At 66.6% G+C, this 20,867-nt stretch carries 19 protein-coding genes and 1 tRNA gene; 13 read left to right on the top strand and 7 right to left on the bottom strand.

Annotated features, from left to right (window positions below):
- Positions 1 to 20 precede the first annotated feature (20 nt).
- Both AC13EK_RS22290 and AC13EK_RS22295 read right to left on the bottom strand, forming a co-directional pair.
- Positions 21 to 1,907 carry a PhoX family protein gene (locus AC13EK_RS22290; RefSeq protein WP_069336437.1) on the bottom strand — a complete coding sequence of 629 codons (1,887 nt, stop codon included), beginning with the start codon at positions 1,905 to 1,907 and terminating at the stop codon, positions 21 to 23.
- A gap of 149 nt (positions 1,908 to 2,056) precedes the next feature.
- Positions 2,057 to 2,419, bottom strand: a complete 363-nt coding sequence (locus tag AC13EK_RS22295; RefSeq protein WP_004208955.1) for a response regulator — start codon at positions 2,417 to 2,419, stop codon at positions 2,057 to 2,059.
- Positions 2,420 to 2,487: 68 nt separating this feature from the next.
- Here AC13EK_RS22295 and AC13EK_RS22300 point away from each other — a divergent pair, with 68 nt between their 5' ends.
- The 5 genes from AC13EK_RS22300 to AC13EK_RS22320 are packed head-to-tail and all read left to right on the top strand — an operon-like array spanning position 2,488 to position 5,722.
- Complete coding sequence (locus AC13EK_RS22300) at positions 2,488 to 2,775, top strand: DUF3572 domain-containing protein (protein WP_037509952.1); 288 nt, start codon at positions 2,488 to 2,490, stop codon at positions 2,773 to 2,775.
- Positions 2,772 to 3,428, top strand: coding sequence for a hypothetical protein (locus AC13EK_RS22305; protein WP_069336438.1), 657 nt, complete (start codon positions 2,772 to 2,774; stop codon positions 3,426 to 3,428). Before AC13EK_RS22300 ends, AC13EK_RS22305 begins: the two co-directional genes overlap by 4 nt.
- Positions 3,425 to 3,892 (top strand): RidA family protein, encoded by a 468-nt coding sequence (locus tag AC13EK_RS22310; RefSeq protein ID WP_007715324.1) that lies wholly within the window; start codon positions 3,425 to 3,427, stop codon positions 3,890 to 3,892. Before AC13EK_RS22305 ends, AC13EK_RS22310 begins: the two co-directional genes overlap by 4 nt.
- Before the next feature lie 43 nt (positions 3,893 to 3,935).
- The gene (locus AC13EK_RS22315) at positions 3,936 to 4,592 is read left to right on the top strand and encodes a glycerophosphodiester phosphodiesterase family protein (protein ID WP_268801832.1); all 657 of its coding nucleotides are present in this window, start codon (positions 3,936 to 3,938) and stop codon (positions 4,590 to 4,592) included.
- Complete coding sequence (locus AC13EK_RS22320) at positions 4,589 to 5,722, top strand: GNAT family N-acetyltransferase (RefSeq protein WP_069336440.1); 1,134 nt, start codon at positions 4,589 to 4,591, stop codon at positions 5,720 to 5,722. The genes AC13EK_RS22315 and AC13EK_RS22320 overlap by 4 nt, the downstream gene beginning before the upstream one ends.
- Here the strand turns inward: AC13EK_RS22320 and AC13EK_RS22325 are convergent, their stop codons facing one another.
- Positions 5,723 to 6,019, bottom strand: a complete 297-nt coding sequence (locus AC13EK_RS22325) for an SEL1-like repeat protein (RefSeq protein WP_029547874.1) — start codon at positions 6,017 to 6,019, stop codon at positions 5,723 to 5,725.
- 237 nt (positions 6,020 to 6,256) lie between these two features.
- Here AC13EK_RS22325 and AC13EK_RS22330 point away from each other — a divergent pair, with 237 nt between their 5' ends.
- On the top strand, positions 6,257 to 7,528 hold the full coding sequence (locus AC13EK_RS22330) for a multidrug effflux MFS transporter (protein ID WP_069336441.1): 1,272 nt from the start codon (positions 6,257 to 6,259) through the stop codon (positions 7,526 to 7,528).
- A 98-nt stretch (positions 7,529 to 7,626) separates the two neighbouring features.
- Here AC13EK_RS22330 and AC13EK_RS22335 read toward each other — a convergent pair whose 3' ends face one another.
- The 3 genes from AC13EK_RS22335 to AC13EK_RS22345 all read right to left on the bottom strand — a co-directional run bounded on the left by AC13EK_RS22335 (position 7,627) and on the right by AC13EK_RS22345 (position 11,971).
- On the bottom strand, positions 7,627 to 9,795 hold the full coding sequence (locus tag AC13EK_RS22335) for a TonB-dependent receptor (RefSeq protein ID WP_277788454.1): 2,169 nt from the start codon (positions 9,793 to 9,795) through the stop codon (positions 7,627 to 7,629).
- Between the two features lie 86 nt (positions 9,796 to 9,881).
- The gene (locus tag AC13EK_RS22340) at positions 9,882 to 10,280 is read right to left on the bottom strand and encodes a DUF2946 family protein (RefSeq protein ID WP_069336444.1); all 399 of its coding nucleotides are present in this window, start codon (positions 10,278 to 10,280) and stop codon (positions 9,882 to 9,884) included.
- A 128-nt stretch (positions 10,281 to 10,408) separates the two neighbouring features.
- Positions 10,409 to 11,971 carry an amino acid permease gene (locus tag AC13EK_RS22345; RefSeq protein WP_069336445.1) on the bottom strand — a complete coding sequence of 521 codons (1,563 nt, stop codon included), beginning with the start codon at positions 11,969 to 11,971 and terminating at the stop codon, positions 10,409 to 10,411.
- 152 nt (positions 11,972 to 12,123) lie between these two features.
- Between AC13EK_RS22345 and pgeF the strand changes: the two genes are divergently transcribed.
- The 7 genes from pgeF (at position 12,124) to AC13EK_RS22380 (ending at position 20,694) form a co-directional block, all read left to right on the top strand.
- A complete protein-coding gene (gene pgeF, locus AC13EK_RS22350; protein ID WP_069336446.1) occupies positions 12,124 to 12,885 on the top strand; it encodes a peptidoglycan editing factor PgeF in 762 nt (253 codons plus the stop codon).
- A gap of 54 nt (positions 12,886 to 12,939) precedes the next feature.
- The gene (locus AC13EK_RS22355; protein WP_069336447.1) at positions 12,940 to 13,725 is read left to right on the top strand and encodes a FadR/GntR family transcriptional regulator; all 786 of its coding nucleotides are present in this window, start codon (positions 12,940 to 12,942) and stop codon (positions 13,723 to 13,725) included.
- 154 nt (positions 13,726 to 13,879) lie between these two features.
- Positions 13,880 to 15,967: a PQQ-dependent dehydrogenase, methanol/ethanol family gene (locus AC13EK_RS22360; protein ID WP_483022389.1), complete on the top strand. Its 2,088-nt coding sequence runs from the start codon at positions 13,880 to 13,882 to the stop codon at positions 15,965 to 15,967.
- Positions 15,967 to 16,638 carry an SRPBCC family protein gene (locus AC13EK_RS22365; protein WP_069336449.1) on the top strand — a complete coding sequence of 224 codons (672 nt, stop codon included), beginning with the start codon at positions 15,967 to 15,969 and terminating at the stop codon, positions 16,636 to 16,638. The genes AC13EK_RS22360 and AC13EK_RS22365 overlap by 1 nt, the downstream gene beginning before the upstream one ends.
- Positions 16,635 to 17,504: an FAD binding domain-containing protein gene (locus tag AC13EK_RS22370; protein WP_069336450.1), complete on the top strand. Its 870-nt coding sequence runs from the start codon at positions 16,635 to 16,637 to the stop codon at positions 17,502 to 17,504. Before AC13EK_RS22365 ends, AC13EK_RS22370 begins: the two co-directional genes overlap by 4 nt.
- Positions 17,501 to 17,980, top strand: coding sequence for a (2Fe-2S)-binding protein (locus AC13EK_RS22375; RefSeq protein ID WP_069336451.1), 480 nt, complete (start codon positions 17,501 to 17,503; stop codon positions 17,978 to 17,980). Before AC13EK_RS22370 ends, AC13EK_RS22375 begins: the two co-directional genes overlap by 4 nt.
- Positions 17,977 to 20,694, top strand: a complete 2,718-nt coding sequence (locus tag AC13EK_RS22380) for a xanthine dehydrogenase family protein molybdopterin-binding subunit (RefSeq protein ID WP_277788455.1) — start codon at positions 17,977 to 17,979, stop codon at positions 20,692 to 20,694. The genes AC13EK_RS22375 and AC13EK_RS22380 overlap by 4 nt, the downstream gene beginning before the upstream one ends.
- A gap of 66 nt (positions 20,695 to 20,760) precedes the next feature.
- Here AC13EK_RS22380 and AC13EK_RS22385 read toward each other — a convergent pair.
- Positions 20,761 to 20,837 (bottom strand) — tRNA-Met (locus tag AC13EK_RS22385).
- Positions 20,838 to 20,867 lie beyond the last annotated feature (30 nt).

Below are 20,867 nucleotides of genomic sequence, written 5' to 3' on the forward strand. Positions count from 1 at the left end.
AGATCGGGAGCCCGATGTCGTCAGTTGCCGACCGGCTGGCCGTCGGTACGACGCACCACGATGGTCGAGGAGCGCGGCTGCTGCCCCGCCACCGGCCAGTTGCCGGTCGGATGCTGGATGTTGATGAAGAAGTTCTTGAGGTCCGGCGTATAGGCAATGCCGGTGATCTCGCAGCCCGCAGGGCCGACCAGGAAGCGCTTCGACTGCTTGCTGGTCTGGTCGATATAATACATCGAATTATTGCCGAAGGCGCCGGTCATGTTGGTGGCAGCGCCGTTCAGCGTGCCGGCATTGCCGGTCAGATTATGGTCGGTCTGGACCCACAGGCGGCCCTGGGGATCGATGCGGATGCCATCGGGGCTGGAGAAATAGTCGCCGCTGATATTGCCCTTGAGATTATCCTCCGCAAGCGAGGGATTGCCCGCCAGCAGGAAGATTTCCCAGGTGAAGGCGGTCGCCAGCGGCGAGTCGCCATTTTCGCGGAACTTGAGGATATGGCCATGCAGGTTGGTCACGCGCGGATCGGCAGCGTCGGTGACGCGGCGGCCACTATTGTTGGTCAGCGTGACGAAGATCGCCTGCTTGTTGGGCGCAACCGTGATCCATTCCGGACGGTCCATGATGGTGCCGCCAGCGACGCGGGCGGCCGACTGGGTGTTGACCAGCACATCGGCCTGGTTGGTGAAATTGACCGTCGTCGGGGTCGGCGGCGTGGTCGACTGGCTGACATTGCCCGGATCCTGGGCACCCGCGACCAGACCATTCTGGCCCTGGACCAGCGGACGCCATTCGCCCGTGCCGTCGGCATTGAAGCGCGCGACATAGAGGGTGCCATAATCGAGCAGGTCGGTGTTGGCGGCGCGGTTGCTGCTGCTGAAGGCTCGGTCCGGCACGAACTTGTAGACGCAGCCCGGCGTCGAATCGTCCCCCATATAGAAGGCGACGCGGTTGTTGGCGTCGGTCATGTGGGCGACATTTTCATGGCTGAAACGGCCGAGCGCGGTGCGCTTGGTCGCGGGCGCCAGTTCCTGGAACGGATCAATCTCGACCACCCAGCCATAGCTGGTGTTGGGCTGGGTCGGGTCGAGATAGTTGTTCGTCGTTTCCTCGCAGGTGAGGTAGGTGCCCCAGGGGGTGCGACCCGACGAGCAGTTGTTGAGCATGCCGCGGATCGTGCCGGGCAGGACGCCCGCAGCAGGGCCGCCGACGCGATAGTCGGTGTTGCCGCTGTAGCGCTTGTTATATTTCGAGCCGGCCTTGACCGCGAACTTGCCGTCCGTGCCCTTGGTCACTTCGACCACGGCGATGCCGACGGCCGAGAGTGCGATCGCCTTCTGATCGGCGGTGGCGGTCGACGCGTTGTAGCTGCCGCTGGAGAAGAGGATATTATAGTCGGGCAGTTCGAAGTTGATCGCAAGCAGGCCGCCGCTGTTGGCGTCGGTGCCGGTCAGTTCGAAATATTCCATGCCGTCATGATTGCCGCCGGCCCAGGCCGCGGTCTGGCTGACGCTGGTCGGGAAGGTGCCGTTGGCAAAGGCGGTGCCGGCTTCGACCAGATCGCCGGCCTTCAGCAGCACATCGACGGTATAGCCCGACGGCACGGTCACGGTGTCGTTGGTGTTGATCGCGACCGAGGTGAAGTTGATGCCATAGCTGGGCGTGGGAGTCGGCGTGGGGGTGGGGGTCGGCGTCGGCGTGGGTGCCGGCGTGCTGTCGTCGTCATCATCGTCGCAGGCGGCGAGCGCGCCCAGCATCGGCAGCACGGACAGGCCCAGCAGGCCGTTCTTCAGGACGGAGCGGCGGCCAGGATTGGCCGCGACGATGGCTTCCAGGCTATCTTCGCCCGAAACAATCTTGGGCTGCGCATCGCGGAAGGCCGCGCGCGCCTCGTCGGTCAGATGAGACATGATAAAATACCCCTGTGCATCCGAGCGTCGGCATGACCGCCGCGCCCTTGGCGCGCATGACGTGACAGAGGAGGATGACGCGCAAACTGCGCTATGATGTCAGAGCAGCGACCGAATGATGACGCATAAGTGACGCTGTTGCCGACCGGTTACAGCAGTGCGTTCACCTGCTCGACGAATCGCAGCACCGAGATCGGCTTGGACACATAGGCGTCGGCCCCAGCCGCGCGGATACGATCCTCATCGCCCTTCCCGGCATAGGCGGTGACCGCCATGATCGGCACCGCCGACAGGCTGTCATCGCCCTTGAGCGACACGATCAGGTCATAGCCGCTGACATGGGGCAGATGGATGTCGGTGATCACCAGGTCCGGCGCGAATTCGCGCGCCTGCGCCAGCACGTCGCGGCCATCGCGCAGCGGCAGCACGTCATGCCCGTGCGCGCGCAGCAGGTCGCAAAAAAGTTTCAGATTGAGTTCGTTGTCCTCGACAACGAGCACGCGCTTTGCCACGAGTCACCCGCGTTCCAGAGAAGCCCCTTGGTGCGCGCCTATAGCCGCCCATTCCGCGAGAGCCAATCATGCGACCCGAGACCCAGAATGGCAAGCCGGATAGCGCCGCCGATGCCGAAATTTTGGCATTGATGGCAATGGGATGGACGCTGAGCGATGGTCGCCGGGCCGATCGACTGCTGGCGCTGACCGGTCTGGATGCCGATGCGCTGCGCGCAGGCGTCGGCAATCGTGCGATCCTGGGCGCCGTGCTGGCCTTCCTGGCCGACCATGAACCCGATCTGGTTGCCTGTGCCGAGGCGATCGACAGCAGCCCGGCGGCCCTGATCGCCGCGAAGGAGAATCTGAGCCGATGAGCCGCCCGCTGATCATCACCGACTGCGACGAGGTATTGCTGCACATGGTCGTGCCGTTCCGCCACTGGCTGGACGAGACGCATGATGTGCATTTCGACATGCGCGAACAGGGGTTTGCCGAGGCACTGCGCCACAAGGACAGTGGCGTCCCGCTGGAACGCGAACTGGTGTGGGAGTTGCTGATCGCCTTTTTCGATACCGAAATGGCGCGCCAGACCCCGATCAGCGGCGCGGTCGAGGCGCTGCATCGGCTGGCACAGATCGCCGACATCGAAGTGCTGACCAATATCGGCGAGCGCCACCACCAGCTGCGCATCGAGCAACTAGCGAGCCATGGCCTGCACCTGCCGGTCCACTGGAACCATGGCGGCAAGGGGCGCAAGCTGGCCAATATCCTGGCCGAACGCCAGCCAAGCTGCGCCCTGTTCATCGACGATCTGGGCGAGCATCATGCGTCGGTCGCGCGTCATGCGCCCGGCGTATGGCGGCTGCACATGGTCGGCGAGCCCGAGATCGCCGGCGACATCCCGGTCGCGGACAAGGCCCATGCCCGGATCGACGATTGGGCCAACGCCGAAAAATGGATCATCGCCCGCCTGGCCGAAGGGCCGGCACCCGCACTTTCAACGCCCCTGAATGGAGCCATTGCATGAGCATCGACGCCCGCCTTGCCGAACTCGGCATCACCCTGCCCGCCGCCGCCGCGCCGGTCGCCGCCTATGTGCCGGCGGTCGAGGTCAATGGCCTGCTGCATATTTCCGGCCAGATCGCACTGAAGGACGGACAGCTGATGACCGGCCGCCTGGGCGAGGACCGCGACCTCGATTATGGCGTCGAGGCGGCGCGTGCCTGTGGCCTGAACCTCATCGCCCAGATGAAGGCGGCGCTGGGCGGCGATCTCGACCGGGTCGAGCGGATCGTCAAGCTGGGCGCCTTCATCGCCAGCGCGCCCGGCTTCACCGACCAGCCCAAGGTCGCCAATGGCGCGTCGGAACTGATGGTCGCGGTGTTCGGCGAAGCCGGCAAGCATGCCCGCAGCGCCGTCGGCGTGCCGGTGCTGCCGCTGGGCGCGGCCGTCGAGATCGACGCGATCGTGCAGGTTCGCCCCGCTGCATAAGCGCCCCGACTGGCTGACCGCCCGCCCCTTCGCCCATCGCGGGCTGCATCGGGCGGGCATCAGCGAAAATGGCATGGCGGCGTTCGATGCCGCCATTGCCAAGGGGCTGGGCATCGAATGTGATGTCCGGCTGAGCCGCGACGGCCTGCCCTTCGTCTTTCATGACGCCAGCCTGATGCGGATGACCGGGCAGCCAGGTGCCGTGGCGGATCGCGATGCGACAGAACTGGACGCGCTGCGCCTGCCCGATGGCGGCGCGATCCCGCGCCTCGCCGTACTGCTGGATGCCTGTATCGCGACGCCGCTGCTGATCGAGATAAAGGTCGAGGGACGCGATGTCGCACCGACCTGCGCCGCGGTGGCAAGGGCGCTCGACGGCCGCGACCAGCCGGTGGCGGTGATGTCGTTCAACCCGCTGGCGATGCGCTGGTTTGCGCGGCACCGGCCGGACATTATTCGCGGACTGGTGAGCAGCAGCCAGAACAAGGGGCGGCTGCGCGCGCTTTTCGACCGCACCCTTGCACTTTGGCTGGCCAATCCCGATTTTCTGGCCTGTGATATCCGTGACTTGCCCTTCCGCTTCGCCGATGCCGCCCGTCGCCGGGGGCTGCCGGTGTTGAGCTGGACGGTACGCGGCGCGGCGCAGCGGGCGATCGCCGCTGCCCATGTCGACCAGATCATCTTCGAGGAGATGGCATGAGCGAATTTGTCGCGCGCATCGCCGGTGGCGTCGCCGACCTGCCCAGGGCGCAGTGGGATGCCTGTGCCGGCAGCGCCAATCCGTTCGTCAGCTGGGATTTCCTGACCGCGCTGGAGCGGTCCGAAAGCGTCGGGCCGGGCACCGGCTGGCAGCCCTTGCCGATCGTCATCGATGGACCGGACGGGACGATTGCGGCCGCTGCGCCGCTCTATGCCAAGACCCACAGCCAGGGCGAATATGTGTTCGACCATGGCTGGGCCGATGCCTGGGAACGGGCGGGCGGCCAATATTATCCGAAAATACAGATCGCCGCGCCCTTCTCGCCCGTGCCCGGCCCCCGATTGCTACTGCGCGATTCGACGCTGGGGCCGGCGCTGATCGCGGGAATCGAGACTTTGGTCGAGCGCAACGACCTGTCATCGGCGCATGCGACCTTCGTCGATCCCGACCAGATCGCCCTGTTCGAGGCGGCAGGCTGGCTGATTCGCGAGGACAGCCAGTTTCACTGGCATAACAAGGGCTATGCCGGGTTCGAGGATTTCCTGGCCGAGCTGTCGAGCGAGAAGCGCAAGAATATCCGCAAGGAAAGGCGGCGTGCGGTCGAGGGGTTGGAGATCGTCCACCTTTCCGGACGCGACCTGACCGAGGCGCATTGGGACATATTCTGGGATTTCTATCAGGATACCGGCGCGCGCAAATGGGGCAGGCCCTATCTGACCCGGTCCTTCTTCTCGATCCTGGGCGAGACGATGGCGGACAAGATATTGTTGATGCTGGCTCTGCGCGAGGGCCAGGCGATTGCCGGGGCGCTGAACCTGATCGGCGAAGACACGCTCTATGGCCGCTATTGGGGATGCCGCGAGGACGTGCCCAACCTGCATTTCGAGCTATGCTATTATCAGGCGATCGATGCGGCGATCGCGCGCGGGCTCGACCGGGTCGAGGCGGGCGCGCAGGGCGGCCACAAGCTGGCGCGCGGCTATGCGCCGCAGCCCACCTATTCGGCGCATCATATTCCCAATGCGAGCTTTCGCCGGGCGGTGGCGGGCTTCCTCGACGCCGAACGGGAGGAAGTGCAGCGCGACCGTGTCTGGCTCAATGAAAGAACGCCCTTCCGCAAGGAAGGCTGATCAGGCGGCGCGAACTTCGGTCGCGACGATCCAGGCGCGGGCCTGGCGCTGAGCCTCGGCAATCTCGCGCGCAGTCATTTCCTCGGCGATCTCGGCGCGCATGCTCTGGCCGGCTTCGCTGCCGCCACGGGCCGCAAGGTTGAACCATTTATGCGCCTCGACCAGGTCGATCGGCATGCCCCCGGTGCCGCAGCTATAGGCGACGCCCAGTTCGAAACAGGCCTCTGCCGAGCCGTGGGCCGCACCGGCCATACGACTATCCATCAAGAACTGCGCACTTTTGAGACTATTTGCCATGATCTTCCCCTGTATCCCTAACCCAATGTTCCAACCTTTGGTTTGCGATTGGGGGCAGAATGCCCGGCAGGCCGTAAAAAATGGTTAACGGCAAAATCGGCATATTTGCGCAGTTTGCCCGAAGCTGCTGGATACGGCAGGGTTAATGCCCGGCGGGCGATGACAGGTGGGCGATGAGGGGCGGAAATAAGCGCGTTGGGGCTGGCGCCGCCGGGCGATTGTCCGCATAGGCCAGTGATGGCCGAAAATTCCCCCATGGGCGCGCAGCCTGCCGCAAAGGATATTCATTTCCGCGAGTTCGTGCTGCTGTGTGCGTGCCTGATGGCGATGAATGCGCTGTCGATCGACCCGATGCTGCCGGCCCTGCCCGATATCGGCCGCGACCTGCATATCGCCAACCCCAATGACCGGCAGTTGATCATCAGCTTCTATTTCATGGGGCTGGGCGTGGGTTCCTTGCTGTTCGGCGTGCTGTCCGACCAGTTCGGGCGCAAGAAGGTGCTGGGTGGGGCGATGATATTGTTCATCCTGTCCTCGATCGCCTGTGCCGGGGCGCACAGCTTCACCATGTTGCTGATCGCGCGCACCAGCGCCGGCTTCTTTGCCGGGGCGAGCCGCGTCATCACCGTCGGCATCATCCGCGACCGGTTCAAGGGCGACGCGATGGCACGGGTCATGTCGCTGATCTTCGCGGTGTTCATGCTGATCCCGGTGATGGCGCCCAGTTTCGGCCAGGCGATATTGTGGATCGCGCCGTGGCGCTGGATCTTCTGGGTGCTGGCGATCCTGGCGACCGGAATCCTGGGCTGGATGGCGATCCGCCTGCCCGAGACGCTGCATCCCGACAATCGCATTCGCATCAACCCGCGCACTATCCTCCAGACGGTCGGCACGATCTTTCGCACGCGCAGCTCGATCGGTTACATGCTGGCGAGCGGCGTGGTGATGAGCGGCCTGATCGGCTTCATCCTGTCGGTGCAGCAGATCTTCTTCGATGTGTTCCATGCGCAGAAGATCTTCCCGCTCGCCTTTGCGACGATCGCCGGCAGCATGGGGATCGGCAGCCTGGTCAACAGCCGGCTGGTCTCGCGCTTCGGCGCGCGGCGGCTGAGCCAGAGCGCGCTGATCGCCTTCATCCTGATCGCGGCGGTGCATCTGGCGGTGATCCTGGCCGGGCAGGAAACGATCGTCACCTTCATGGTCCTGCAGGCGATGACGATGATGACGGTGGCGTTCACCGCGTCCAATTTCAGCGCGATCTCGATGGAGCCCTTCTCCAAGGGAGCGGGCGTCGCCTCCTCCTTCCAGGCGTTCCTGACGACCGCGGTGTCGAGCGCGCTGGGCAGCCTGGTCGGCCGCGCCTTCGACGGGACCACCCTGCCCTTCACACTGGGGCTGCTGGTGTTCGGATCGGGATCGCTGCTGATCGTCTTCTGGGCGGAGCGCGGCAAGCTGTTCACCCGGCCGCACCTCAACGCGCTGCGCGAGGAATATGAGGCGATGCACTGATTTTCTGGTTGGAAAGTCCGCACCAGCCCACGCCCCCACCCGACCGCCCACAAAGTGTATCCTGATTGGGAGGTCGGGTGGGGGTGTGGGCCGGTTCGTCAGAAGCGCGTGCTGAGGCCCAGATTGATCGAGCGGCCCATGCCCGGCACCGGACGCAGCACGCCGGTCGCGCCATAATCGCCCAGCGACATGCCGCCGAGCGGCAGGTCATAGCCGGCGTCGAAAAGATTCTTCGCCTCGACCGTCAGCTTCACTCCCTTGGCCCAGAGCGGCAGCGTATAGCCGGCGCGCAAGTCGACCAGCGCATAGCCGCGCGTGCGCGGTTCGTTGCGGGTGGCGTCGACGCGGTTCTTGTCGGCGACAAATTCGACATCGGCGCCCAGTTCGAGCGCGTCGATGCGATGGGCGAGGCCCATCTTCAGGTCCAGCGGCATCTGGCGATAGAGCGGGCCGCCATCCGACAGATTGCGGCCATGGACGTAAGCAGCGCTGGCGGTGAAGCTGGTTTCGACATGGGCGCTGCGCTGGAGCGGCACGCTGGCGCTGACATCGACGCCGTAAAATTCGGCATCCTGATTGGCGAATTGCAGCTGCGCGAAGCCGCTGGGCATGCCCATCATGTCGGTCAGATCCTGGAGATGGACCGCGTCGATATATTCGTTCACGCGGGTATAATAGGGCGAGATCTTCAGCGTCGCCCCGCCCTTCGCGGTCAGGCGCAGCGCCGCGCTGACGGTGTCGGCCTGTTCCGACTTGAGGTCGAGATTGCCGACATAGCCATTGCCGTCGCCATACCAGCCGATCATCTGGCTGGCCATCGCACCCCGGCCCCAGGCATAGCGTTCGTAGAGATTGGGGGCTCGGCTCTTGTGCGCATAGCCCAGTTCAAAGGCGAGTAGGTCGGACGCCTGCCAGCTGGCCAGCGCGGTCGCGCTCCAGTTGTTGTCGGTGCGGCGATGGCTGCGCGCATTGAAGGCTTCGGCCGCCATGGCGTCGGCCATGTTCATCATGCCGGTGCCATAGGGCTGGACGTCGCCCGTATTCATCCGCACCCGATCGAAGCGCGCGCCGATCGAGGTGGAGAGCCGATCGGTCCAGTGCGATTCCCATTCGCCGAACAGGCCCAGCCGGTCGCGCCGGCCATTGTTGATGTTGATATAGGGATTGGGCCCCATCATCATCGACCCGGCGACCGGCGGCCACCAGTCGTCCATGCCCTGATGCTGATAATCGCCGCCCACACGCAGCGTATCGTGCGGACCGACCGGCAGGCTCAGCTTCACCGCCGAGGTGAAGCTGTGGATTTGCGTGTTCATCGGCATGGAGCCGGGCTGCTTGTCGGCGAGGAAGTCCATCCGATGGGCGGTGTCGCGATAGCCGACGCTGGCATCGACGTCGCCCCAGGCGAAGGTGCCGCGATAGCGGCCGTTGAGGAACCAGGACTTGTTCGAGGTCATGTCCATATATTGGTTCGGGAAGCCCTCATAGGGCGAGAAATGATAGCCGCCCTTCAGTTCGAACAGGCCAAGGCGGGTCTGGGCGGCGAGCGCCAGTTGATGGTCGGTCTTGGCATATTCGGTCGAGCGCACCACGCCCCGATTGCCGCCGCCGTCATAATTGTCGGACTGGGTGTAGGAGCCGCTATAGGTAGCGCTGATCCGCTTGCCCGCGACCGTCAGCGTGACGCCGCCGCCAAAGGCGTCGCCATTGCTGCGATAGAAGCTGGATGCTTCCCCCGTAACCAGGGTGCCGCCATCGACGGCGAAGCGCGGCATCGCGCTTTCGACGGCGATGATACCGGCAATATTGTCACCGCCCATGCTGACCGGCGAGACGCCCGGCACCACCGCGATGCTGCCGACCGTCTGCGGATCGGTATAGGAAAGCGGCGTGTTCATGTCGTTGGGACAGGCAATGTCGACCGGGATGCCGTCAAGCGTGATGCGGATCCGCTGTTCGGTCAGGCCACGCAGCGCCGGCATGGAGGAAAAGCCGCCTCCGCCATTGGCCGCGACGCCGGGCAGGCTGGCGAGGATGGCGGCGGTGTCGCTGCTCGACAGGGCGCGGCGGCGCAATGTGCCGCTGCCGAGCCGGGCGCCGTTGAGCGGCGCGCTGCCGATATCGAGCGCCGCCCCGTCGAAGCGGGTCTGGAGCGGCGGGGCCGCGTCATCGGTGGTGGGGGTATCGGCCGGCAGGCTGTCCTGCGCGGCGACATGGGTGGGGAGCAATGCCAGCGATGCGGCGATTGCGACGAGAGATGTCTTCATCGGAAACCCTGTTTGCGCGCGCCTGCCTTCGCGGCAGGGGCGCTTGATCTGAGAAAAGGCCGCGCGGCTGCACGGCCATGGTCAGATCAGGCGGGTGGTCCGCGCAAAGGGGGGCGCAGATGGCCGATGCGCACGAGCGCAGGCGGCCGCACCGGCGCGAAGCCGAGCAGCAGGGCGAAGGCGATCGCCAGCGCCACTATCAGCGGATCGGCGCCGCCGAGCGAGGCCATCGACAGCGCGCCATAGGGGCATGTGCGCTTGGCGGCATCGGCCGGCTGATGATCGGGATCGGCCTGCAAGGGCACGATCAGCTGCGAGGCGGTGCTGCCGATCGCGGCGTCATGGCAGAACTGGATCACCAAATGGCGCTGCTGCTGCGCCAGCATGAAGCCGCCGGGCAGCAAGGCCTTCATGCACAGCGCCAGCAGGACAAGCGCCAGCGCTTGCCCCCGATGCTGCTGAAGATAGGCGCGCAGGCTCCCCATGGGGACGGCCTAGCCCGGCCCCTGGCCCCTGTCACCAAGACAAAAGGTCGCAGGGGTCGAGCCGGCAGCGGCACCCAAGAAAAAAGGGGCGGTCGCCCGCCCCTTCCTTCCATCGATCGTCAGGCCGATCAGGCGTCCTGACCGCCCGGCGTGTGCGCGCCCGGCAGCGGCGGCACCGGCTGGGGCGGGATGCCCGCGCCAGCCTCCGCCACATCGACAATCCCGCGGCCGACATGGCTGCGGCTGCGGCTATAGGCGAAATAGACGATCAGGCCGAGCGTCGCCCAGCCGACGAACATCAGCTTGGTTTCGACGCCCAGGCTCCAGAAGAGATAGGCGCAGCCAGCGATGGCGATCGGCGCGGTGATATAGATGGCCGGGGTGCGGAACGGACGCTTGCGGTCCGCATCGGTCTTGCGCAAGCGCATCACCGCGATCGACACGGCGGCGAAGGCGAAGAGCGTACCCGAGTTGGAGATGTCCGCCAGAATGCCGACCGGGAAGAAGGCGGCGAACAGCGCCACGAAGATGCCGGTCAGGATGGTGATGACGTGTGGCGTCTTGTAGGTCGGATGCACCTTCGAGAAGAGTTCCGGCAGCAGACCGTCGCGGCTCATGACGAAGAAGATGCGGGTCTGGCCGAACATCATCATCAGGATGACCGAAGGCAGGGCCAGGCCGGCGGCGAGGCCGAGCAGGTTGCCGATCTGCGGCCAGCCGATTTCACGCAGGGTCCAGGCCAGCGCTTCCTTCGAGCAGGTGACGGCTTCGGTGCCGGCAGCGGCCAGCGCGGCGCACTGCTGCGACAGGGCGGTCGAACCGGGGGCGAGGACTTCGCCGGCCGGGCCATAGACCGGCTGTGCGCCGACGGTGCCGATCACGCCGGCGGCCACCAGCATGTAGAAGATGGTGCAGATGGCGAGCGAGCCAATCAGACCGATCGGCATGTTGCGCTGCGGATTCTTGGTTTCCTCCGCTGCGGTCGAAACCGCGTCGAAGCCGACATAGGCAAAGAAGATCGAGGCGGCAGCGGCCGACACGCCCGAGAAGCCGAGCGGCATGAACGGGGTGAAGCCCTTCATGTTCATGACCGGCACCGACAGGACGATGAACAGGGTCAGCGCCGACACCTTGATCGCGACCAGCACCGCGTTGACGGTGGCGCTTTCCTTGGTGCCGATGACCAGCAGCCAGGTGACGAGCGACGCGATCAGCATCGCCGGCAGGTTGACCATGCCGCCATCGAACGGCCCGCGCGTCAGCAGATCGGGTATGTCGAGATGGAAGGTATGTTCAATGAGGCCGACCACATAGCCGGACCAGCCCACCGACACGGCGCCGGCAGCGACCGCATATTCGAGGATCAGAGCCCAGCCGACCATCCAGGCGATGAGTTCGCCCATCACCGCATAGCTGTAGGTATAGGCCGAACCCGAGACCGGGACCATGGCGGCCATTTCGGCATAGCAGAGCGCGGCGACCGCGCAGACGAAGCCGGCAATGACGAAGGAGAGCATCATGCCCGGCCCCGCCTTTTGCGCGGCTTCGGCCGTCAGCACGAAAATGCCGGTGCCGATGACGGCGCCGATGCCCAGCATGGTGAGTTGGAATGCGCCCAGTGAGCGATGCAGTGATTTTTTCTCTGCCGTCGCCAATATGGCGTCGAGAGGCTTAACGCGCCCGAAAATCATCAATGAAACCCTTTATTGGAGTCTTCTGCCCGGGCGACGCGCAAGCCGCCCCCCCTTTTCTGTGGGACGGGAGACTATCGCCTAATCCGCCATGCGCAAGTATGTTGCGCTTCTGAGACATGCTTCTTCACTGAACGCGCGAAGGAAATTTTATGATCGAGTTGCTGCGGGCGCCCGCGCTGGGCGATGTCCCGCATGGCTTTGCCGGACGACAGGGGGGCGTATCGACCGGGGTGTGCGCCGGTTTGAATGTCGGGCTGGGGTCTGAGGATGACCGGCTGGCGATCCTGCGCAACCGCGATCTGGCGCGTGACGCGCTGCTGCCCGGCGCGACGCTGGTGACGGTGCGACAGGTCCATTCGCCCGATGTGGTGACCGTGACCGCGCCGATCGCCGAGGATGAACGGCCCGAGGCGGATGCTATGGTCACCCGCACGCCAGGGCTGATTCTGGGCATATTGACCGCCGACTGCGTGCCGGTGCTGTTCGCCGACCGGGAAGCCGGCGTGATCGGAGCGGCCCATGCCGGCTGGAAGGGCGCGATCAGCGGCGTCACCGACCGGACGATCGCGGCGATGGAGATGCTGGGCGCGACGCGTGCGGGCATTGCCTGCGCCATCGGCCCCTGCATCGGGCGCGCTTCCTACGAGGTGACGCTGGACTTTGCCGAGCGGTTCGAGCGGGACGACGCGGACAATGCGCGATTCTTCAGCGCCGGGCGGGCGGGCCACTGCCAGTTCGACATCGCCGCCTATGTCGCGTCGCGGCTGCAGGCGGCGGGGATCGGGCGGATCAGCCTGCTGGACGAGGACACCTATAGCCAGGCCTCTCGCTTCTTCAGCTATCGCCGGTCCTGCCATGCGCAGGAAGGTGATTATGGCCGGCAGATATCGATGATCGCCTTACCCAGCTGAACCCGGCTGAGGGGCTTCAAAAGCGTGACGGAGTAGCGCATGAGAGGGGCTGACATGACCAGTTCTTCCCAGACCCTGCCGGACGTCGGCGATGGCAGCCGCCTTTATCAGCAACTCGCCCGGCGGTTGCTCGCGGACCTGGCGGGTGGCCGCTATGCCGTGGGCGACCGGCTGCCGCCCGAGCGCGAGCTGGCGATCGAGCATGACGTCAGCCGCCCGACCGTGCGCGAAGCGATCATCGCGCTGGAGGTGCAGGGACTGGTCGAGGTGCGGGTCGGATCGGGCGCCTATGTGGTGCGGATTCCCGGCGCCGATCGCCAGGCGGCCGAGGCGCCCCGGTTCAGCATCACCGCCTTCGAACTGATGGAGGCGCGACTGGCGATCGAAGGCGAGGCGGCAGCGCTGGCGGCGCTCCATGCCCGGCCGGACGAGCTGGACGAGCTGGACCGGCTGGTCGAACAGATCGCCAGCGAGAATCTGCGCGATGGCGATGCCTATGCCGTCGACCAGCAGTTTCACATGCTGATCGCGCAGGCGACGCGCAACGCGGCGCTGGTCGACAGTGTCGCGCGGCTGTGGGAAATGCGGGCGAGCGCGCCGGAATCGCGGCTGCTGCTCGCCAAGGCCCGTGCCGCCAAGGTGACGCCGGTGGTCGAGGAGCATCGCGTCATCGCCCAGGCGATCCGGGCGCGCGATCCGGCGGCGGCGCGGGCGGCGATGCGCGGCCATCTGGCGGCGGTGATCGACCATCTGCTGTTCGCGACCGAGGAGGCCGCGGTCGAGGAAGCGCGCAAGGCGGCGCAATCGACCCGCGCCCGCTTTGCCCCCAGCGCGGATTGATCCCGACAGGGCAAAATTGACAGCGATGATGACAGCACCGGGGCGATGCCCGCGGGCGATGACTTGCGCCTGCTTGACCGGCTGATCGACAAAAACTAAACACCTGTTCAGTCAAACAGGCTTCGCGGCAAGCGGGCAGGACGGGAGAGAGCGGATGCGGGGGACGCGCGGGCTGTTTCTGGTGCGGACGGTGGCGGGACTGGCGCTGGCGGCGTCTGCCGCGGGGCTGGTGGCGCAGCAGGCGATGCAGACCGGCACGGGGGCCGACTGGCCGGGCGTCGGCGGCAGCGCCGACGAGAGCGGCTATAGCCAGCTGAGCGCGATCAACACCGCCAATATCCGCAAGCTGGGCCTGGCCTGGTCGCTCGACCTGGAGGGCGAGGTATCGCTGGAGGCGACCCCGCTGGCGGTGAACGGCATCCTCTATTTCAGTGGCAGCTATGGCGCGGTCTATGCCGTCGACGGGGCGAGCGGCAGGCTGATCTGGAAATATGATCCGGAAATCTGGAAGGTCAATCCGACCCGACAGGCGATGGGCATGGGCGTCAATCGCGGTGTCGCTTACGACAATGGCCGCATCTTCATCGGCGTGCTCGACGGCCGGCTGATCGCGCTGGATGCCAGGACCGGCGCGGTCGCCTGGAGCGTCAACACGCTGCCGCCCGGCACCATGCACAGCCTGACCGGCGCGCCGCGCACCTTCAACGGCAAGGTCATCATCGGCAATGGCGGCGCCGACATCGGCCAGCGCGGCTTCGTCACCGCCTATGACCAGAAAACGGGGGCGCAGGTCTGGCGCTTCTGGACGGTGCCGGGCAGCCCGGAGCAGAATGCCGGCGACCCGGTGATGGAAAAGGCAGCCAGGAGCTGGAACGGTTCCTATTGGAAGACCGGCACCGGCGGTACGGTGTGGAACGGCATGACCTTCGACCCGGATCTCAACCGCATCTATCTGGGCGTCGGCAATGCCGGCCCCTATGATCCGGAAAAGCGCAGTCCGGGCGGCGGCGACAATCTGTTCGTCGCCTCGATCGTCGCGCTGGACGCCGATAGCGGCCAATATATCTGGCATTATCAGCAGAACCCCCGCGAAAGCTGGGATTACAAGGCGACGGCCAACATGATCGCCGCGACGGTGACGATCGACGGCCGGCCGCGCAAAGTGCTGATGCAGCAGCCGACCAACGGCTTCTTCTATGTGCTGGACCGCGAGACCGGAAAACTCATCTCCGCCGAGAAGGTCGGCAAGGTGAGCTGGGCCAGCCATATCGACATGACCACGGGACGCCCGGTGGAAACCGCCAACGCCCATTATCAGGAAGGGCCGGTCGACATCTATCCCAGCACATTGGGCAGCCATAACTGGCAGGCGATGAGCTACAGCCCGCAGACGGGGCTGGCCTATATCCCCTATATGCAGGCCGGCGCCCGCTACGCAAAGGCGGACAAGGGATTCCTGGCCAGCATCACCGGGGCCAGCGCCAGCTTCATCACGCAAAAGCGCGACAAGGATGACCTGACCGGTGCGTTGCTGGCGTGGGATCCGGTGGCGCAGAAGGCGCGCTGGCGCATGGCGCGACCCCATCTGTGGAATGGCGGGACGCTGGCGACGGCCGGCGGGCTGGTGTTCCAGGGGACCGCCGACGGCTATGTCCGCGCCCATGACGCAGCGAGCGGCAAGGAAATGTGGCGCTTCAACGCGGGGCTGGGGATCATCGGCGCGCCGATGAGCTATGCCATCGGCGACACCCAATATGTGTCGCTGCTGGCCGGCTGGGGCGGCACCACGGCGGCGGCGAGCGAGATATTGAATGTCGGCTGGAAATATGGCGCCCAGCCCCGCCGGCTGCTGAGCTTCGCGATCGGCGGCAAGGCGCGGCTGGCGCCATCGCCCCCGCGCGACATGGCGGTCCATGCGCTCGACGATCCCGGCATCGTGCTGGACGAAAAGGCGGTGGCCGCGGGCAAGGAGATGGGTTTCATCTGCGGCGCCTGCCACGGCATGGCGTTCAAGGGCGCCGGCGCACCGGGGCCGGACCTGCGCGAATCCGCCCTGTCGCTGTCGGAGGAGAATTTCTACCAGGTGGTGCAGGAAGGCGCGCTGGCCGAACGGGGCATGCCGCGCTTCCCGCTGGGCAAGGCGCAGATCCACAATATCTGGTCCTATCTGCGCGCCACCGCGCGCGAGGCGCTGGGCACGCGCAAGCCCGACACCGACACACCGACGGCGGCGCGCTTCTGATGCGGATGACCGGCGAGGAGCGGATCGCCGCGCCGCGCGACGCGGTATGGCAGGCGCTCAATGATCCGGCGGTGCTGCGCCAGTGCATTCCCGGCTGCCAGTCGCTGGAACGCGACGGCGAAGACCGGCTGCGGGCCGAAATCGCGGTGAAGATCGGGCCGATCGGCGCGCGCTTTGCCGGCACCGTCACCCTGTCGGAGATCGACGCCCCCAATGGTTATCGCATCAGCGGCGAAGGCCAGGGCGGCACGGTGGGGCATGCCAGGGGCGGCGCGAAGGTGACGCTGGCCGCCGATGGCCTGGCCACGCGCCTGTCCTATGCGGTCGAGGCCGAGGTCGGCGGCCGGCTGGCGCAACTGGGTGGGCCGATCATCGACGCGACGGCGAAGCAGTTGGCGGGGCAATTTTTCCGCAACTTCAATGCGGTAGTCAGCAGCGGCACCGTGCCGGCGGAGGATGGTCCGGTCGCGGTGGTGACGGCGCCGGTGCAGGCTCCGCCATCGACGGGCGGCCATCCCTGGGGCTGGATCATCGCGCTATTGCTGGCGCTGGCGACCGGGGTGCTGCTGGAGCGCAGCGGCGTGGCGGGCACCGGCATGGTAGCGATCGGCCTGTTGCTGGCGGTGACGGCGCTGGCCGGGTTCGAGGCCGGGCGCAGGGGGCGGCGATGAAGCCCGCGCCGTTCGACTATGTCCGCGCCACCAGCATCGACCATGGCTGCGCGCTGCTGGCGGAAGCGGGCGGCGGCGCGCAATTGCTGGCGGGCGGCCAGACGCTGATGCCGTTGCTGGCGCTGCGCATGAGCCAGCCCTTCATCCTGATCGACATCGGCCATCTGCCCGAATTGCAGGGCGTCGCCCCCCATGTCGGCGGCCTGCGGATCGGCGCGGCGACGCGGCAGGCCGACGCGCTGGCCAATCCGCTGCTGGCGCGGGCCTTGCCCGTCTTCGTCACGGCGCTCGCCCATGTCGGCCATCACCAGACCCGCAATCGCGGGACGATCGGCGGGTCGATCGCGCTGGGTGAACCGGCAGCGGAAATGCCGGCGACGGCGGTGGCGCTGGGTGCCTCCATGACCCTGCGGTCGGTGCGCGGCGCGCGGACCATGGCCGCCGCCGACCTCTATCTTGGTCCCTATGCGACCGCGATCGCGCCGGACAAGATGCTGGTGGCGATCGATTATCCCGCCTGGCCGGCGGATGCGGTGCCGCTGTTCCGTGAAGTGGCGCGGCGGCCCGGCGATTTCGCGCTGGTCGGGCTAGTCGGCGCGCTGGCGATCGTGGAGGGACGGATTGAGCGGGCGGGCATCGCCTGGTTCGGCATGGGACCGACACCGATGCGCGCGCGGCAGGCAGAGCAGGCGCTGATCGGCCAGGCGATCGACCGGATCGATGTGCAGGCCATTGCCGATCTGGCGATCGCCGACAGCGCGCCGTTTGACGACAGCCATGCCAGCGCCGCCTATCGGCGCAGCGTCGGCCGGCGCATCTTCGCCAGCAGCCTGGCGCAGGCGCTCGACCGGAGGCTGGCGGCATGAGCGAGCACCGCATTTCGATGACGGTGAACGGCCAGCAGCATAGCGGGCTGGTGGACGGGCGGCGGATGCTGAGCGACTGGCTGCGCGAGGCGGCGGGCTATACCGGCGTGCATGTCGGCTGCGAACAGGGGGTGTGCGGCGCCTGCACCATCATCGTTGACGGGCGCGCGGTGCGATCCTGCCTGATGCTGGCGGTGCAGGCCGATGGATGCAGCCTGACCACGGTCGAGGGGCTGGCGGCGGTCGACGGCACGCTCCACCCGGTGCAGCAGGCGCTCAAGGATAACCACGGCCTGCAATGCGGTTTCTGCACACCCGGCATCGTCATGACCCTGGCCGCATTGCGGGCAGACGGCGCCCGGCCCGACGAAGCGGCGATGACCGAGGCCATGTCCGGTCATCTGTGCCGCTGCACCGGCTATCAGGGGATACGCCGCGCGATCCGGCAACTGGCGGCGAAGGATGGCACGCCATGAATGCGCCGCCGATTTCCGCGCAGCGCTTCATCGGCCAGCGCGTGCCGCGCAAGGAGGATGGCCGGCTGCTGACCGGGCGCGGCAGCTTCGTCGACGATATCATCCTGCCCGGCATGCTGCACGCCGCCTTCGTCCGCAGCCCGATCGCGCGCGGCACGATCCGGTCGATCGATACCGATGTCGCGCGTGCCCAGCCCGGCATCCATGCGGTGCTAACCCAGGCGGATCTCGCGCCATTCGGCGTCACCATGCTGAGCTTCTTCCTTGGCCCGGTGGAGGTGGCGATGACGCCGCTGGCGGACGGGCGGGTCGCCTATGTCGGCCAGCCGGTCGCGCTGGTGATCGCCGACGACCGCTATCTGGCCGAGGATGCCGCCAGCCTGGTGGTGGTCGATTATGCCGAGGAAGCGGCTGTCGTCACGCTGGACGATGCGCGCCTTGGCCCACGGGTGCATCCCGACACCGACGACAATGTCGCCGCGCTGATGGGCGAGGAGGACGCCGATGCCGCGCTGGAGGCGCTGCTGGCGGGCGCGCCGCATCTGGTCAGCCAGTCGATCCGCCATCAGCGCATCGCCCAGTCGCCGATGGAGACGCGCGGCGTGGTGGCAAGCCTGCAGGGCGAGAGCGAATTGCTGGTCCATATCACCTGCGCCGGGCCGCAACTGGTGGCGCGCTGGCTGACCCTGGCGCTCGACCGGCCGGGGCTGAGCGTGCGGGTGATTGCCAAGGATGTCGGTGGCTCCTTCGGCCTCAAGAACCATCCCTGGATGGAGGAGGTGTCCGCCATCCTTGCCGCCATGCTGCTGCGCCGGCCGGTCAAGTGGATCGAGGACCGGATCGAGAATCTGACCGCCGCCAACCAGGCGCGCGAGCAGGAAATGACATTGCGCGCCGCCTTCGACACGGACGGGCGGCTGATCGCCAGCCATGCCGATTATGCGCTCAACAATGGCGCCTATCCGATGGGGGCGGACGCCAATATCGCGGTCCATATGTTCCTGTGGGCGGCCTATAATATCCCCGCCTACAGCTTCGTATCGCGCGGCTGGTACAGCAATACGCCGGGGCTGGCCGCCTATCGTGGCCCCTGGGCGATCGAGACGCTGGCGCGCGAGACCTTGCTCGACCGGGCGGCGCGGCAGATCGGCATCGATCCGATCGAAATCCGTCGCCGCAACCTCTGCACCGCTGCCGACCAGCCGTCTGTCACGCCGCTCGGCATCCCGCGCGAGGACATCACGCCGGCGCAATGTCTGGAAAAGCTGCTGGAGGTGGTGGACGTGCCCGCCTTCCGCGCGGAACAGGCGGCGGCGCGGGCGCAGGGGCGCTATCTGGGCCTTGGCCTCGCCGCCTATATCGAGCCGACCGGCGCGGCCGGCAGCATCGCGGTGATGACCGGCGAACTGGCGCAGCTGCGGATCGAGCCGACCGGGCGGGTGGTCGCGGTGATGAGCGTCCATTCGCAGGGCCATGGCACCCAGACGACGATGGCGCAGTGCATCGCCGATCAGCTGGGCGTGCCAATCGAGGACGTCACCATCTTCGACGGCGACAGTTCGCGCGGCGGCTTCGGCCCCGGCGCGGGCGGCAGCCGGCAGGGGGTGATCGGCGGCGGCGCGGCGATCCGGGCCGGGCGCCTGCTGGCAGACAAGGTGAAGGTGGTGGCCGCCCATCTGCTCAACGCCAGTCCGGAGGCGATCAGCCTGTCCGACGGGATGGTCCATGTCGCCGGCGCGCCGGAGATGCGGCGAACGCTGCGCGAAATTGCCGAGATCGCCTATGGCGAGCCGGGGCGATTGCCGCCGGGCATGGAGACGGGGCTGGAAGCGCAATATCGCTATGATCCGCCGCCCATGACCTTCACCAGCGCGGCCCATGCCTGCATCGTCGAGGTCGATGCCGACACCGGGTTCGTGACGATCCGGCGCTGGGTCAGCAGCGAGGATTGCGGGGTGATGATCAACCCCGCCGTGGTCGAGGGCCAGATTGCCGGTGGCCTGGCCCAGGCGATCGGCAGCGTGTTGCTAGAGGATGCCGCGCGCGATGCGCAGGGCAATCCGACGGCCGCGACCTTCAAGGATTATGCGCTGCCGACGATCTTCGACGTGCCCGATTTCGAATATGTCCATGCCGATACGCCGTCGCAGGCCGAAGGCGGCTTTCGCGGCGTTGGCGAGGGCGGCTGCATCATCGGCCCGCCGACCCTGGTCAATGCGATCGCCGATGCGCTGGCGCCGTTTGGCGAGGTACCGGTGGACCTGCCGCTGACGCCGGACAAGCTGATGACCGTGATCGAAGGGCAGCCCTGGCCCGAACGTCCGGTCAGTCGCTTCCATCCCGATCATCTGGCGCCGGAGGTCGATGTCCCTGCCCCGGCAGCCCCCTCTCCCCCGCCTGTCGTGCCGGCCGCCCCGGTGGGCATCGACGGCGCATGGAAGCTGGTGCTGGCGACGCCGATGGGGCCGCAGCCGATGGTGGCGCATTTCGAAGTTTCGGGCGACCGGGTGACCGGGCGGCTGGAGGCGGATCAGGGCTCGCAGGATTTTGCCGGGACGGTGAGCGGCGATCAGGTCCGCTGGGAGATGAAGGTGACCAGGCCGATGGCGATCACGCTTAAATATGCGCTGGTCTTTGCCGGCGACAGCGTGAGCGGCAAGTGCAGGATGGGGCTGTTCGGCACGGCGAAGGTGCGGGGCGAGCGGGTGCGATGATTTCCGGACACAGAAAAGCCGCCTTGGGAATGATCCGAGGCGGCGTGTGTGTGTTTGTGTGTGTGTTGGTTGCGGGAGTAGGATTTGAACCTACGACCTTCAGGTTATGAGCCTGACGAGCTACCGGGCTGCTCCATCCCGCGACACTGGGCTTTTGTGGCCCTGATATGCAA

The organism is Sphingobium sp. L-44 (assembly GCF_056859495.1).

What these genes read in the sequence shown, in the direction of transcription:
- AC13EK_RS22290 (WP_069336437.1), bottom strand. Translation starts at nt 1,907, where the DNA reads ATGTCTCATCTGACCGACGAGGCGCGCGCGGCCTTCCGCGATGCGCAG.
- AC13EK_RS22300 (WP_037509952.1), top strand. Translation starts at nt 2,488, where the DNA reads ATGCGACCCGAGACCCAGAATGGCAAGCCGGATAGCGCCGCCGATGCC.
- AC13EK_RS22305 (WP_069336438.1), top strand. Translation starts at nt 2,772, where the DNA reads ATGAGCCGCCCGCTGATCATCACCGACTGCGACGAGGTATTGCTGCAC.
- AC13EK_RS22310 (WP_007715324.1), top strand. Translation starts at nt 3,425, where the DNA reads ATGAGCATCGACGCCCGCCTTGCCGAACTCGGCATCACCCTGCCCGCC.
- AC13EK_RS22320 (WP_069336440.1), top strand. Translation starts at nt 4,589, where the DNA reads ATGAGCGAATTTGTCGCGCGCATCGCCGGTGGCGTCGCCGACCTGCCC.
- AC13EK_RS22325 (WP_029547874.1), bottom strand. Translation starts at nt 6,019, where the DNA reads ATGGCAAATAGTCTCAAAAGTGCGCAGTTCTTGATGGATAGTCGTATG.
- AC13EK_RS22330 (WP_069336441.1), top strand. Translation starts at nt 6,257, where the DNA reads ATGGCCGAAAATTCCCCCATGGGCGCGCAGCCTGCCGCAAAGGATATT.
- AC13EK_RS22335 (WP_277788454.1), bottom strand. Translation starts at nt 9,795, where the DNA reads ATGAAGACATCTCTCGTCGCAATCGCCGCATCGCTGGCATTGCTCCCC.
- AC13EK_RS22340 (WP_069336444.1), bottom strand. Translation starts at nt 10,280, where the DNA reads ATGGGGAGCCTGCGCGCCTATCTTCAGCAGCATCGGGGGCAAGCGCTG.
- AC13EK_RS22345 (WP_069336445.1), bottom strand. Translation starts at nt 11,971, where the DNA reads ATGATTTTCGGGCGCGTTAAGCCTCTCGACGCCATATTGGCGACGGCA.
- pgeF (WP_069336446.1), top strand. Translation starts at nt 12,124, where the DNA reads ATGATCGAGTTGCTGCGGGCGCCCGCGCTGGGCGATGTCCCGCATGGC.
- AC13EK_RS22355 (WP_069336447.1), top strand. Translation starts at nt 12,940, where the DNA reads ATGACCAGTTCTTCCCAGACCCTGCCGGACGTCGGCGATGGCAGCCGC.
- AC13EK_RS22360 (WP_483022389.1), top strand. Translation starts at nt 13,880, where the DNA reads ATGCGGGGGACGCGCGGGCTGTTTCTGGTGCGGACGGTGGCGGGACTG.
- AC13EK_RS22365 (WP_069336449.1), top strand. Translation starts at nt 15,967, where the DNA reads ATGCGGATGACCGGCGAGGAGCGGATCGCCGCGCCGCGCGACGCGGTA.
- AC13EK_RS22370 (WP_069336450.1), top strand. Translation starts at nt 16,635, where the DNA reads ATGAAGCCCGCGCCGTTCGACTATGTCCGCGCCACCAGCATCGACCAT.
- AC13EK_RS22375 (WP_069336451.1), top strand. Translation starts at nt 17,501, where the DNA reads ATGAGCGAGCACCGCATTTCGATGACGGTGAACGGCCAGCAGCATAGC.
- AC13EK_RS22380 (WP_277788455.1), top strand. Translation starts at nt 17,977, where the DNA reads ATGAATGCGCCGCCGATTTCCGCGCAGCGCTTCATCGGCCAGCGCGTG.